This is a genomic window from Micromonospora haikouensis, from assembly GCF_000876225.1.
GTDB lineage: Bacteria > Actinomycetota > Actinomycetes > Mycobacteriales > Micromonosporaceae > Micromonospora > Micromonospora haikouensis.
The window spans coordinates 937,793-951,766 of sequence record NZ_JXSX01000003.1 but is presented as its reverse complement, the minus strand read 5'-3'; the positions used below and the strand labels follow the sequence as shown (position 1 = coordinate 951,766).

Here is a 13,974-nt window from a genome sequence, read left to right as displayed (position 1 = left end):
CAGATCCGGAGGATCCTCATGTTTCACGATGTCGTCATCGTCGGCGCCGGGCCGGTCGGCCTCATGCTCGCGTGCGAGCTGCGGCTGGCCGGCACTCCCGTCGTGGTGCTGGAGAGCGGCTCGGAGCCGGGCGCGCAGGCGCCCGGCGTGGCGCTCAACGCCGGGGTGGTCGAGCTGCTGGAGATGCGCGGGCTGATGGACGCCTGCCGCGCCGAGGGGTTCGAGTTCCCGATGGCGCACTTCGCGCACATCTGGCTGGACCCGACCCAGCTCGCCGACCGGTATCCGTTCAACTTCGCGATCCCGCACTCCCGGCTGGTGCACCATCTCGCCGAGCGGGCCCGGTCGCTCGGGGTGGACCTGCGGTTGGGGCAGCGGGTCGTCGAGGTGACGCAGGACGAGGAGTCGGTGCGGACCAGGATCGAGACCCCGTCGGGCGAGCAGACCGTGCGGAGCCGGTACCTGGTCGGCTGCGACGGCGTGGACAGCCGGGTGCGGCAGGCCGCCGGCATCGGGTTCCCCGGCGACGAGCAGCCCTTCCACGGCACGGTCGCCGATCTGGCCGTCGGCCCCGACAGCCCGCTCGGCGAGCTGGTGGGCGCGCGGGAGTATCCGGCGGGGCTGGTGGCGGTCACCCCCATGGGCCCGGGGCGGGTCCGCCTCCTGACGGGCGAGTTCGGGGTCGAGCCGCCCCGCCGCGACGGCGCGCCGGATCTGGCGGAGATCCAGGACAGCGTCCGCCGGATCGCCGGCGTCGCCTTCACCGGCGGCACCCTGGCCTGGTCGGCGCGCTGGTTCCACGTGACCCGGCTGGCCGAGAGGTACCGGGCGGGACGGATCTTCGTCGCCGGGGACGCCGCGCACACCCACTTCCCCCTCGGCGGGCAGGCGCTCAGCACGGGGCTCGACGACGCGGTGAACCTCGGCTGGAAGCTCGCTGCGGACCTCGGCGGTCGGGCGCCGGAGGGACTGCTCGACACGTACCACACCGAACGGCACCCGGCCGGGGCGCGCGCCTGCCGGACGACGCGCGCCCAGGTGGCGCTGCTGCACCCCCTGACGGAGCTGCGGGACATCGTCGCCGAGCTGGTGCGCTTCCCGGCCGTCAACGAGTACCTGGGCATGATGGTCGGCGGCACCGACACGCGCTACCCGGTCGAGCCGGCCGGCGGCGACGCTCACCCGTTGGCCGGGCGGCGGCTGCCGGGGATCGCGGCGGCCGCGCGGTCCGTTCCCGGCCTCGCCGAGGCGTGGTCGGCCGGTCACGCGGTCCTGCTCGACCTGACCGGCGACGACAGCCTCGGCCGGGCGGTGAGCGGCTCGGCCAAGCGGGTGACGCTGCTGCGGTCCGCGCCGCTGCCCCACGTCGACGCCGCCGCGGTGCTGCTGCGGCCCGACGGCCGGGTCGCCTGGGCCGCGCCGGCCGGGGGAGACACCGCCGGCCTGCACGCCGCGCTCACGGCCGTCGCCGGCGCCCCCGCCCAGGGCTCTTAGCACCGATTAAGGGCCGCGGAAAACCATGGCCGTGCAGGCGACGAAGAGGACGAGCATGGACGTGTACGTGTACTCCGCCGGGTCGATGTTGCCCGGCCCGCCCGTGGACATCCCCACCCTGGCCAGACGGTTCAGGATGACCTCGATCTGGGAACAGTGGGTGGAGGCGTTCATCGGCACGCCGGTGCGCCACTACTCGGTGGACCTGGACACCGGTGAGGCACGGTTCTCCCTCGCCGACCTCGCGACCACGGCCGCCGAGCGGGCGCTCGCCGCCGCGGGGATGACCGCGGCCGACGTCGACCTGGTGGTCATGGGCACCTCCTCCCCCGACATGCTGATGCCCGCCACGGTCAACGTCGTGGCCGACCAGCTCGGTGTCGACGGCGTGCCGACGTACCAGCTGCAGTCGGGGTGCACCGGGGCGGTGCAGGCCCTCGACGTCGCCCGGCACATGCTCCGCTCGGGGGCGGCCCGGACCGCGCTGGTGCTCGGGGCCGACTCCTGCGCCAAGCACTTCGACCTCACCGCCGACGTCAGCGCGCTGCCGCCGGAGGAGCAGGTCAACGGCGTGCTGTTCGGTGACGGGGCCGGCGCGGCGGTCCTCGGCACGACGCCGCCGCCGGAACCGGTCGCCCTGCGCTGGACGCAGGTGCACTGTGTCGGGCACAACCGGCCGCCGGGGCAGACGCTGAACTGGTTCGGCGCCGCCGAGCGGCACGTGCTGCGCCCGGCGGCCGTCGAGGACTACCGGGCGGTCCAGGAGGCGGTGCCGCCCATGGCCGTGGAGACCCTGGACGAGGTCCTGGACGTGCTCGGCTGGGACCGCGACGGGCTCGACTACGTGCTGCCGCCGCAGCTGTCGGGCCGGATGACCGCCGAGATCCAGGCCCGGCTCGACGTGCCGCAGGCGCAGGAGGTCAGCTGCGTCGGCGAGACCGGCAACACCGGGAACGCGCTGCCGTTCTTCCAGCTCGAACGGCTGCTGCCCGGCATGGTCACCGGCGACCGCGCGGTCGGCGTCGCCATCGAGTCCAGCAAGTGGATCAAGGCGGGGTTCGCCCTGGAGAAGGTGGGACCGTGACGACGGCCGGCACCTTCCCCCCGGACACCGCCGCGCCCGCGCGTACGCTGCGCGAGCTGCACGGCGCCGGCCGGCTGGAGGCCGAGTATCCCCTGGTGCAGGGGTTGCTCGCCGGCCTACCGGCCGACGAGCTGTCCCGGGCGGGGCACGTGCTGGCCCGGGCCGACGCCGACGAGGTCCTGCGCCGGCACCCGTCCACCCCCACGCTCACGGTGGCCGTCACCGGGCACCGGACGCTGGGCACGCTGATCCCCCCGCTCACCGCGGAGTTCGCCCGGCACGGCGTGCTGCTGCGACCGCACCTGTCCGACTTCGACAGCTACGTCTTCGAGCTCGGCGACCCGGGCAGCGCGCTGTACGCCGCCGGCCCCGGTCTCGTCCTGTGCGTGCTCGACCCGGAGGTGGTGTTCGACGAGCTGCCGCTGCCGTGGACCGCCGCGGACGTCGAGCAGGCCCTGGACGCCAAGGTCGCGATGCTGCGCGGGCTCGCGGCCACCTTCGACCGGCGGGGCGCGGGCATCCTGGTGCTGAACACGCTTCCGCTGCCCAGGCGGTTCACCGCGCAACTGGTGGACTACCGGTCGCGCGCCCGGCTGGGCGCCGCCTGGCGCGAGGCCAACGCGCGGCTGCTGGCGTTCGGCGACGAGTTCCCGTCGGTCGTCCCGCTCGATCTCGACCCGCTGCTGGCCGAGGGGATTCCCGCGGAGGACGTACGGCTCGGCAGCTACGCCGGGACCGGGCTGTCGCCCGCCCTGCTGGCCCGCTATGCGCGCGAGATCGGCCACCTCGGTCGGCACCTGACCGGGAAGACGAAGAAGGTCCTCGTCTGCGACCTGGACGGGACGCTGTGGGGCGGGGTGCTCGGCGACGACGGCCCGGACGGGATCGAGCTGGGCGGGACGCCGCGCGGCGAGGTGTTCGCCGCCTTCCAGCGGGTGGTCAAGCAGCTCGGCTCGCAGGGGGTGCTGCTGGCCGTGACGAGCAAGAACGACCCGGCGCCCGTCGACGCGGTGCTGCGCGGGCACGAGGGCATGGTGCTGGCCCCGGACGACTTCGTCCGGGTCACGGCGAACTGGCGTCCCAAACCCGAGAACCTCACGGCGCTGGCCGGGGCGCTGAACCTCGGCGTGGACTCGTTCGTGTTCGCCGACGACAGCGCGTACGAGTGCGGTCTGGTACGCCACGCGTTGCCGGGCGTCGCGGTCGTCCGGCTCGGCGAGGAACCCGCCTGGCACGTCGGCGACCTGCTCTGCGACGGCTGGTTCGACACCCGCGAGGTGAGCACGGACGACCGGGCCCGCCCCACGCGGTACCGGGAGGAACTGGACCGGCAGAGCTTCCTCGCCACGTTCGACTCCGTCGCCGACTACCTCCAGCAGTTGCAGACCCGGGTGTCGCTGGCCCCGGTGACCGAGCGGGAGGTGGCCCGGGCCTCGCAGATCACGCTGCGGACCCACCAGTTCAACCTGACCGGCCACCGGATGCAGCCCGCGGAGGTACGGGCCGCCGCCGGGCGGCACGGCAGCCGGGTGCTCGGCATCCACTCCGGCGACCGCTTCGGTGACAACGGCATGGTGGGCCTGGTCCTGACGCGGGTCGACGGCGAGCTGGTGCACATCGACAACTTCCTGCTCAGCTGCCGGGTGTTCGCCCGGGGCATCGAGACGGCCTGCCTGCGCTCGGTGTTGTCCCACGCCCGGGCCACCGGCGCGCGGGCGGTCGAGGCCCACTTCCGCCCCACCGCCAAGAACGCCGGCGCGCGCGGCTTCTACCCGGACAACGGTTTCACCCTGGTCGCCGACGAGGGCGACGTCCTCGTCTTCCGTCACGACCTCGCCGAGATCGAGCCGCCGCCCGCGCACGTGCGGCTCACCGCTGCATACGAGGAGAACCGATGACCACCATCGACGACTTCCTGGCCATCGTCAGCGCCGAGCTCGGCCTGCCGGTTCGGCACGAGCAGGTCGACCTGCCGCTCGACTCGGTCCCCGGGTGGGACTCGATACACCTGTTGTCCCTGCTGACCATCCTGGAACGGGAGACGGGCCGGCAGATCGCGCTGCCCGCGGTGTTGCAGGCGACCAACCTCGACGAGATCTACCGGGCGGTGGTGGCCGAGTGACGATCGAACGCGTCGCCAGGGAGCGGCGTCCCACCCTGTACTTCCTGCGGGAGATCAGGTCCTTCGCGCCGGTGCACCTCGACACCGAGGTCGACATGACCCGGATCCGGGACCACCGCGCCGCGGCGCGGGCGCAGGGGCGGCACTTCTCCTGGCTCAGCTACGTCCTGTACGCGGCGGGCCGCGCCATGGCGGCCCACCCGGAGGCCAACGCCGCGATCCGGGGCCGGATCCGCCCGAAGGTGGTCCGTTTCCCCTCGGCACACGGCAAGTTCACCATGGACCACACGGTGAACGGCCGACGGGTGGTCCTCTCGGCCAACATCCCCCACGTGCAGAGCGCCGGCCTGGCGGAGATCCAACGGCAGGTCGACTACTACACCCGGGGCGACGCGGAGAAACTGCCCGAGTTCGCCGGCGCCCGCCTGCTCCGCCGACTGCCCTGGGCGCTGGGCAGCGCCGCGTACCGCAGCCGGACCCGTCCCCTGCGGACCCGGGCGACGACGGTCGGCACCTTCGCGGTGACCTCCCTGTCCCACCGGGACGTCGACGGTTTCCACTCCACCGGCGGGACGACCGTCACGCTGGGCCTGGGCCGGATCGCCGACCGGCCCGTGGTGCGCGACGGCGCGGTGTCCGTCGCACCGGTGATGCGGCTGAACCTGACGTTCGACCACCGGGTGATCGACGGCGCGGAGGCCGCGGATCTGCTCACGGACCTCAAGCAGGCGCTGGAGCAGTTCGAGGACCCGCCGGCCGGGGACGACGGCACCAACGACGTCGGGGAACTCAAGCAGTTCGTGCTGGCGCACACCCGTGGGCAGCGGGTCACCGATCACGAGGACGTGCTGGCGCGGATCCGCACCGACGCCGAGGGGGACGGGTCCTGGGCGGCCGAGTGGACGCGGTCCGCGCGGGCGCTGGAGCGCGACGGACGGCTGCTGGACGCGTGCCGCCACTACACCATGGCCCGCTTCCCGTTCGTCGACGGGCCGGCCCGCCAGCGGGCGCTCGACGACACGGTGCGCACGTTCGACCAGTGGCGACGCGGCGACCGGGACATCGAACGGCTGGAGGTCGACCTGCCGACCGGACGGGTCGTGGCCTGGGCCACCGGGATGTCCGACGGCGTCCGGCGGCCGGTGCTGATCGTCAGCGGCGGCATCGTGACCGTGAAGGAGCAGTGGGCGTCCACCCTGCGCGCCATCCGACGCCTCGGCATGGCCGGCATCGTCACCGAGATGCCGGGGGTCGGCGAGAACACCCTCCCCTACGACCAGGACAGCTGGCGGATGCTGTCGCACCTGCTCGACCACGTCAGCGATCGGGCCGACGTCACGGACTCGTACGCCCTCGCGCTCAGCTTCAGCGGTCACCTGGCCCTGCGCTGCGCCCTGGAGGACAGCAGGATCAGGGCGGTGCTGACGGCGGGCGCCCCGATCGACACCCTGTTCACCGATCGGCGGTGGCAGGCGAACCTGCCCCGGATCACGGTGGACACCCTGGCCCACCTGATGGGCAAGGAGGCGGGCAGCGCGCTGGGCGAGCTGCCCTCGTGGGCGCTGTCCCCCGACCAGTTGCGGGCCCTGACCATCCCGGTCCGCTACGTCGCGTGCGACCGCGACGAGATCATCCCGGGTGCCGACGTCGACCTGCTCGCCCGGCACGTCCGCGACATCGAGATCCTGCGTCACGACGACGTGCACGGCGCTCCGGCGCACGCCGCGGAGACCCAGCTCTGGCTGATCCGGTCGCTGCTGCGGGTCCGCCAGGTCAAGGCCCCCGTCCACCTGGTCATCGACCTGCTCTACCGGCTCGCGCGGCGGCGCGCTGCGGCCGCCGGCTGAGGCGCGGTCCCGCCGGCCCCGGTGCCGCCGAGCCCGTGCCGCCGAGCCGCCGGGCCGGTGCCGCCGGGCCGGTGCCGCCGGGCCGGTGCCGCCGGGCCGGTGCCGCCGGGCCGGGCCCGGCCGGGAGCTGCCCCCCGGGGGCGGCCACGGTCCGTGCCTCAGCGGCCGGTCGGCGGGCCGGGCAGGCCGGGCGCGATCCGTTCCAGGGTGTCGCGGATCGCGTCGGACAGGGAGGTGGCCCGCGACGAGTCGACCCAGAACTCGACGGCGACCCGCACCGCGTTGACCACCATCGTGGCCAGCAGCCTCGGGTAGATGTCGTCGTGCAGCCCCATCCCGAGCCGCTCGGCGATCCCCTCGGCGAGTGCCGTCTCCCGCGCCGCGTGCGCCTTGAGGTATTCGCCGCCCAGCGGCGAGGTCGCCACCGCGAGCCGCACCTTGGTCACCAGGTCGCGGTCCAGGTTGTCCCAGGCGAGGAAGGCCGCGAGCATCGCGTTGATGACGGCCTGGGTCAGCGGCTCGTCCGCCGGCCGGGCGCGCAGTTGCTCGCGGATCGCCGCGGACCGGTCGAGGTCGGCGGCGTAGAGAGCCTCGTTCTTGCTGCGGAAGTAGTTGTTGAACGAGCGGGTGGACATGCCCGCCCGGGCGGCGATGTCCTCCACCCGGACGTTGTCCCAGCCACGCTCGACCGCGAGGCCGAGGGCCGCCTCGCTGAGCACCCGACGGACGGCGGCCACCTTGTTGGCCCGAATCGTTGTCGACACGCAGACAGGGTGACACGCCGGTGCGGGCTCGGCAAGTTGTTGCCAGGCAGGCAAGAGCGCACGTCAACGGGGCTTTTCAGGGGCTTTTTAGGCCGACCGGATGAACTGGGGGCGTCGTCATCGAGTCTGGGGGATATGCCCGTGCGCGTCCTTTTCACCCCGCTTACCGTCCGGTCCCACTACTACCACCAGGTCCCGCTGGCCTGGGCCTTCCGGGCGGCCGGCCACGACGTTCGCATCGCCGCCCAGCGGCAGCTCACGAGCATCATCGCCAACACCGGCCTGACCCCGGTCGAGGTGGGTGACGACTACGACTTCATGGCCGGCATGGTCGCCCTGCGCAGCGGCAACAAGTTCACCGCCGCGCAGGTCGCCGACCTGACCTTCGAGGAGCGGGTCCGGCTGCGCGACGAGCGGTTCGTCCCGCCGGTCGAGCTGGCCACCCGGATGACCCCCGACCTGATGCGATTCGCGCAACGGTGGCAGCCGGACCTGGTGATCACCGACCCGGTCATCTTCGCCGGCCCGTTGGTCGCCGCGGCGCAGGGCATCCCGGTCGTCCGCAACATCTGGGGCCCGGACATCCTCTACGGTCACCCGGTCCAGGGCCAGCCGCACACCGGCACGGAGCGCGCCGACTGGCCCACCGGGCTCGTCGAGCTCTTCGACCGCTACGGGGTGGAGGTCCGCAACGACCACCCCAAGCACACGGTCGACCCGTGGCCGGGCAGCCTCCAGAACTTCGGCTCCCCCGGCCGCCTGCCGCGGCGCTTCATCGCCTACAACGGGGAGGGCGCCGCCCCCGACTGGGTCACCGAACGCCCCGACCGCCCCCGGGTCTGCATCACCTGGGGCACGACCAACGAGATCCTGGGCGGTGCCAAGGACGTCTGGCCGCGGGTCATCCGGGCGCTCACGCCGCTCGACATCGACATCGTGCTCGCCATCGGCCCCGCCGACCGGGCCAAGCTCGGGCGGCTGCCGGACAACGTGCGGGTCGCCGAGAACCTGCCCATCAACCTGTTCATGCCAACCTGCCAGGCGATCGTCAACCAGGGCGGCACGGGTTCGCTGCTGACCGCGGCCAGCGTGGGGGTCCCGCAGGTGCTCCTGCCGGAGACCGGCGAGACCCCGGTCAACTCCCTCAGCTTCCGGGAGAGCGGCGCCGCCCTCGTCCTCGACTACGCGAAGGCGGACGAGGAGACCATCGCCACGGCTGTCACCCGGGTCCTGACCGACGAGGCGATCCGCACGGCGGCCCGGAAGGTGTCCGAGGAGATCGCCGGGATGCCCGCACCGGCCGAGGTCGTCGACACGCTCGTGAAGCTCGCCGCCTGAGGGCCACGGCACGTATCCGTACCAGCGACACCCGAGGAGAAGCCTTGCGAATCCTGTTCACCCCGGTCGCCGCGACAGCCACCCCGCTGTTCCATCTCGTGCCGCTCGCCTGGGCCTTCCGGGCGGCGGGCCACGAGGTGCGGGTGGCCGTGCTCCCGGACCTCGCCCAGGCCGTGACGGCCACCGGGCTGCCCGTGGCCGAGGTCGGCCGAGATTACAAGATCATGGATGGCGTGATCGCGTCCCGGGGCGGTCACCGGGTGATCGAGGCTCCGGCCAGCGAGTGGACCAGGAGCGGCCTGGCCAGCGCCGACGGCGCCGCTTCCGCCCCGCCGCCGGCCGACCGGGCGGGGCTGGCCGACCTCCGCAACGCGGCGATGGCCCCGCTCGTCGAGGGTGCCGCCAGGATGACGCCGGACCTCCTGCGTTTCGCCGAGAGATGGCGGCCGGACCTGGTGGTGACCGACTCGATGGTGTTCGCCGCGCCGATCGTCGCGGCGAGGCTGGGCATTCCGCTGGTCCGCCACACCTGGGGACCCGACGTGATGCGGATGATCAGCCAGCCGTTGCAGGGCTTCTCCGACGCGGGGGACGTGCGCGGCCAGTGGCCCGTCGGGCTGCCCGAGTTGTACGACCACTACGGCGTGGAGGTCCGCAACGACCATCCTCAGCGGACCGTCGACCCCTGGCCCACCAGCCTTCAGCTTCCCGGGATGACGGGCCGGCTGCCCGTGCGGTTCGTCCCGTACAACGGGGCGGCGGCCGTCCCGGACTGGGCGCTCGACCGGCCCGGCCGCCCCCGGGTGTGCGTCACCTGGGGCACCTCCACCGCCGCCCTCGCCGGCGACGAGGCCTTCGTCCTGCCCCGGGTCGTCGACGCGCTCGCCGGCATGGACGTGGAGGTCGTCCTGGCGATCAGCGCGGCCGACCGGGTGAAGCTCGGCTCGTTGCCGGACAACGCCCGGGTCGCCGAGAACGTCCCCCTGCACCTGTTCATGCCGAGCTGCTCGGCCATCGTGAACCAGGGCGGCACCAGCTCCCTGCTGACGGCCGCCTGCTTCGGCGTGCCGCAGGTGATGATGCCGCAGACGGCGGACAACCCGTTCAACGCCGCGAACTACAACGCGAGCGGCGCCGGCATCACCCTCGACCCGACCAGGGCGACCAACGACGAGATCGGCGCGGCCGTCGCCCGGGTCCTCACCGACGAGGCGTGCCGGGCGGCGGCGGGGAAGGTCCGCGAAGAGATCGCCGGCACTCCCCCGCCGTCCGCCGTCGTCGACTCCCTCCAGGCCCTGGCCCGCGCCTAGCGGGTCAGCTGATGGCCTGCGCGAAGGAGAAGAACCCGTGCGGGTCGTACGTGTGCTTCACCGTGGACAGGCGGGGGTAGTTCTCGGCGTAGTACGCCTCCCGCCAGTCGGTCAGCGCCGGGTCGACGTAGTTCTGGTAGGTCTCGTGGGTGGAGTACCGGTCGGTCACCGTGAACGCGTTGTCCGCCCAGGCCGAGGCGGCCGCCCGGCCCTCGCCGGTGTCGGCCGCCTCGGAGAGCGCGACCGCCCAGTCCACCGAGAACTGCGCGTCCCGGTGGACGTACGCGGTCGCGGTGCGCGGGATGTCGGAGGCCGCGCCGCCGAGGGCGAAGCCGGTGGCGATACGGGTCTGCCCGGCTCGGCGGTCGGCGTCGAACGCGGCGAGGATCTCCGACACGCCCGTGCCGGGGATGTCCTCCCGGAAGAACCGGGAGCGCTGGATGATGAAGCCGCTGCGCGCGAGCATGGCCTCCGGGTTGGTGCCGACCCGGTGACACTGGTCGACGGTCTTGTCCCCGCACTTGAAGAACGCCATCATGCCGTCGCGGAAGCCGAGATCCTGCACGCTGTTGTAGGCGGGCGGGGTGCCGACCGCCGAGGCGAGGGCGTTCAGGTGCGGGGTGAGGTCCTCGGGGGTGCCGAGGAACGTGCCGTCGACGAGCAGGAACGGCACCGCTCCCGGTGCCGCGTCCAGGAGACCGAGCAGCCAGCGTGAGCTCAGTGCCCGCGGCGCCGCGCGCTGCCACTGTTGCCATGCGGTCAGCACGCTCTCCGCGCTGTCCCAGAGCCAGGCGAGGGTGAAGTTGACCATGCGGGGAATCGTGCTGTTCCGCCGCTCGTAGCTGGTCACGATGCCGAAGTTGCCGCCGCCACCGCCCCGCAGCGCCCAGAACAGGTCCGGCCGGACCTGCTCGGAGCAGGTCACCACGCAGCCGTCGGCCAGCACGACCTGCGCCGACAGCAACGAGTCGCAGCCCAGGCCGAGCGCCCGGGTCTGCCAGCCCACGCCGCCGCCCTGCAGGTAGCCGCCCATCGCCACGGTGGGGCAGATGCCGCCGGCCAGCGCGACGCCGTGCGCGGACGCGGTGTCGACGAGGTCGACGAGCTGCGCCCCCGGGCCGACCACCGTCTTGTTCTGCTCGACCTGGATCCCGTTCAACCGGGACACGTCGATGACCAGGCCGTTCGTGGTCGAGTAGCCGCCGAAGCTGTGCCCCCCGCTGCGGGGGACGGCGGGAAGCCCGTGGTGCTGGGCGTAGGCCAGGCACACCTGGACGTCCTTCGGGGACGTGCAGTAGGCGATCGCCGCGGGCTGCACGGCGTCGAAGGCCGAGAAGTGCAGCTGCTTGGCGACGTCGTAGTTGCTGTCCGAGGGCAGCACCAGCTTGCCGGACAGGTTCCGGCGGAGGCTGTTCCAGCGGTTGTTCACCGCCGCCGAGGCGCCCTGACCGATCCCGACGATGCCCGTGCCGGCCGCGGCCAGCGCTGCCGCGCCCTTCAGTAACGTTCTGCGGGTTGGCACGCGTTGCTCTCCTTCGCTGTCATGCCGTGCACACGGTCAGTTGCTCGGTGATGAGTTGCACGATCGCCTGGCCGTGTTCGGCCAGGAAGAAGTGGCCGCCCGGGTAGACCCGCAGGTCGAACTCGGCCGTCGTGTGCCGTTGCCAGGCCCGGACGTCGTCCAGGCTCGCCTTCGGGTCCGCGTCGCCGGCCAGCGCCGTGATCGGGCACCGCAGCCGCACCTGCTCGGTGAGCCGGTAGGACTCCGCGGCCTTGTAGTCGGCCCGGATCGCGGGCAGCACGGACCGCATCATCTCCTCGTCGCCGAGCACCCGGACGTCCGTGCCGCTGAGGCTGGCGAGCTCGCCCAGGAGGCGGTCGTCGTCGAAGCGGTGCACCAGCTCACCGCCCTGCGTCGCCGGCGCCCGCCGCCCCGAGGCGAACAACCGCACGGGGTTCGCCTCGTCGGCGGCCTCGATCCGCCGCGCCAGCTCGAACCCGAGCGTGGCGCCCATGCTGTGCCCGAAGAGGGCCACCGGCCGGTCGAGCACCGGCCGCAGGGCCTCGAACGCCGCGTCGGCCAGGACCCGGATGTCGTCGATGCACGGCTCCAGGCGCCGGTCCTGGCGCCCCGGGTACTGCACCGCGAGCACGTCGACGCGCGTGTCGAGCAGGCGGGCCAACGGGTGGAAGTAGCTGGCCGAGCCGCCCGCGTGCGGGAGGCACAGCAACCGCACGGGGGCGCGCTCGGCCGCCGGCACGAACCGCCGGGCCCACCGGGCGCTCTCCTGTGAAGCCGTCGTCATTCATCCTCCTTCGCGCACCGCGTCGTCCGCCGCCGCCCGGCCCTCACCAGAGGGCGTGCAGGCAGGCCAGCAGAGTGCGGGCCTGGACATTGACGTAGTTGTGGTGGCGCAACAAAGCCATCAACTGCCGCACGGTCATCCAGCGGAAGTCGGGATGCGGCTCCAGCACCGCCGGCTCCGCATCGCATTCAAGCACCAGGTAACGACATTCGGCATGGTAGAAACGGCCGCCCTCTTCGGAAAGCAGCACATCGTATCGAATGTTGTCGCGCGCCGCGAGGACGTAGTCGTAGAAGCGCGGTCGCTCCTGCGGCGGCAGGTCGGCGTAGGTCGCCGGATTGCATTGCAGGGTGGGGCCGAGTTCGGCGACGTCGAGGAACCCCGCCTCCACCGACGCGCGCATCAGAATGTGCAGCACACCGTTGATCCGGCGGGTCAGGAAGGCCACCAGCCCGACGTCGCACGGCGCGATGAGGGGCTGGGCCCACTGCGTGACCTCACGCTGGCCGCTGGCGACCGAGACCCCGATGACGCGGAAGTGCTTGCCCTGCCGGTGCTCGATGCGCGAACGCGACAGTTCCCAGTCCTCGAGCTGGGCCAGGCCGACCGGCCGGACCTCGATCGTCGTGTCGATCCGGACGTCGTTGAGCCAACTGATGATCTCGGCGTCGGTGTGCCGGCCCTCCGCCTCCGAGGCCTGCAGCGACCGCTGGAGATCGAAGGCGAACTCCGGGTCCGCGCAGTCGCCGTTGCCCGCCAGCGGATCGAACAGCCAGCCGGAGGTGTCGCTCGGCAGGCAGGAGAGCACCGTGCGGGAGTCCATGTTGATCATGTTCGGCACGGTGAGCAGCTGCCGGATCTGACCGAACGTCAGCCACCGGAAGTTGTCCCGGACGGGGACGTCGTCGGTCGTCTCCACGACCATGTTGCGGTTGCGTTTGCCCAGGAACCACGTGCCCTGCTCGGACTGCAGCACGTCGGCGAGGACCCGGCCGCGGCCGGGACGCAGGAAGTGCTCCAGGTACGGGGTGGACGCCCCGCCATGCACCTTGGTGTAGTTGCTGCGCGTGGCCTGCACCGTCGGCGACAGCTGCACCTGCCGGCGGTTGCCCGGCTCGATCTTGGCCTGCATCAGGAAGTGCAGGACGCCGCCGAACTCCTTGGCCAGCAGGCCCAGGATCCCGACCTCGTTCTGCCGGATGATCGGCTGCTGCCAGGACCGCGGACCGCGACCGGTGCGCGAGACGTCCACCCCGCCGACGCTGAAGAACTTGCCGCTGTCGTGCACGAGCGCGGCGCGGCCGGCGCTGAAGTGCCAGCCCAACAAGTCGTCGAGCGGGACCTGCTCGACCGTCATCGAGTCGGTCGCCTCACGTTCGCGCAGCCACGCGGAGAACTCCTCGTTCGTGGTCAGCACGCCCTGGGTGGCCGATCCGGACCGCAGGACGCGAAGCCCGTCCGGCAGGACCGACGGCCGCGGATCAGATCGACTGAGAATGCCACTCAAAACATTCACCTCTCCTCGGCGAACGCCGTCCACACATTATGCTGCCGTTCTTTAAATTCGCCCTAAAAGCCCTATCCGTTTCCGTACGGATCCGGCGGGCCGGTCGGACACCCGATGGCCCGCCGATGCAGAACCGCCGGGACCGCCCCGGACCTCGGCAACCAGCCGCCCGGAATTCGTCGGCGGCGATTCCGCAATTTAG

Annotated in this window: 11 protein-coding genes; 7 read left to right on the top strand and 4 right to left on the bottom strand. The window is 72.5% G+C overall.

All coding sequences use genetic code 11. The annotated features are described in order from the left end of the window. Nucleotides 1-18: 18 nt before the first annotated feature. Genes TK50_RS25705 through TK50_RS33160 form a run of 5 tightly spaced genes read left to right on the top strand, consistent with a single transcriptional unit; the run spans nucleotide 19 to nucleotide 6,547 of the window. Entirely contained in the window at nucleotides 19-1,494 is a 1,476-nt protein-coding gene (locus TK50_RS25705) for an FAD-dependent oxidoreductase (protein ID WP_043969373.1), read from the top strand. Between the two features lie 55 nt (nucleotides 1,495-1,549). After that, on the top strand, nucleotides 1,550-2,578 hold the full coding sequence (locus tag TK50_RS25700; RefSeq protein WP_043967832.1) for a 3-oxoacyl-ACP synthase III family protein: 1,029 nt from the start codon (nucleotides 1,550-1,552) through the stop codon (nucleotides 2,576-2,578). Then, nucleotides 2,575-4,476: an HAD-IIIC family phosphatase gene (locus tag TK50_RS25695; protein ID WP_082106594.1), complete on the top strand. Its 1,902-nt coding sequence runs from the start codon at nucleotides 2,575-2,577 to the stop codon at nucleotides 4,474-4,476. The genes TK50_RS25700 and TK50_RS25695 overlap by 4 nt, the downstream gene beginning before the upstream one ends. Beyond that, the gene (locus TK50_RS25690; RefSeq protein WP_043967830.1) at nucleotides 4,473-4,700 is read left to right on the top strand and encodes an acyl carrier protein; all 228 of its coding nucleotides are present in this window, start codon (nucleotides 4,473-4,475) and stop codon (nucleotides 4,698-4,700) included. The genes TK50_RS25695 and TK50_RS25690 overlap by 4 nt, the downstream gene beginning before the upstream one ends. Beyond that, entirely contained in the window at nucleotides 4,697-6,547 is a 1,851-nt protein-coding gene (locus TK50_RS33160; RefSeq protein WP_082106593.1) for a 2-oxo acid dehydrogenase subunit E2, read from the top strand. Before TK50_RS25690 ends, TK50_RS33160 begins: the two co-directional genes overlap by 4 nt. A 158-nt stretch (nucleotides 6,548-6,705) precedes the next feature. On the opposite strand, the gene TK50_RS25680 is transcribed toward TK50_RS33160, so the two are convergent. Beyond that, the gene (locus TK50_RS25680) at nucleotides 6,706-7,311 is read right to left on the bottom strand and encodes a TetR/AcrR family transcriptional regulator (RefSeq protein WP_043967828.1); all 606 of its coding nucleotides are present in this window, start codon (nucleotides 7,309-7,311) and stop codon (nucleotides 6,706-6,708) included. 141 nt (nucleotides 7,312-7,452) lie between these two features. Here TK50_RS25680 and TK50_RS25675 point away from each other — a divergent pair, with 141 nt between their 5' ends. Then, nucleotides 7,453-8,649, top strand: a complete 1,197-nt coding sequence (locus TK50_RS25675) for a nucleotide disphospho-sugar-binding domain-containing protein (protein WP_158499194.1) — start codon at nucleotides 7,453-7,455, stop codon at nucleotides 8,647-8,649. 44 nt (nucleotides 8,650-8,693) lie between these two features. Next, a complete protein-coding gene (locus tag TK50_RS25670; RefSeq protein ID WP_052503919.1) occupies nucleotides 8,694-9,959 on the top strand; it encodes a nucleotide disphospho-sugar-binding domain-containing protein in 1,266 nt (421 codons plus the stop codon). Nucleotides 9,960-9,963: 4 nt separating this feature from the next. Here the strand turns inward: TK50_RS25670 and TK50_RS25665 are convergent, their stop codons facing one another. The 3 genes from TK50_RS25665 to TK50_RS25655 are packed head-to-tail and all read right to left on the bottom strand — an operon-like array spanning nucleotide 9,964 to nucleotide 13,781. After that, the gene (locus TK50_RS25665) at nucleotides 9,964-11,481 is read right to left on the bottom strand and encodes an FAD-binding oxidoreductase (protein ID WP_052503918.1); all 1,518 of its coding nucleotides are present in this window, start codon (nucleotides 11,479-11,481) and stop codon (nucleotides 9,964-9,966) included. 19 nt (nucleotides 11,482-11,500) lie between these two features. Then, nucleotides 11,501-12,265: a thioesterase II family protein gene (locus TK50_RS25660; RefSeq protein ID WP_043967823.1), complete on the bottom strand. Its 765-nt coding sequence runs from the start codon at nucleotides 12,263-12,265 to the stop codon at nucleotides 11,501-11,503. Nucleotides 12,266-12,308: 43 nt separating this feature from the next. After that, nucleotides 12,309-13,781: an NDP-hexose 2,3-dehydratase family protein gene (locus tag TK50_RS25655; protein WP_229406757.1), complete on the bottom strand. Its 1,473-nt coding sequence runs from the start codon at nucleotides 13,779-13,781 to the stop codon at nucleotides 12,309-12,311. Nucleotides 13,782-13,974: the final 193 nt, after the last annotated feature.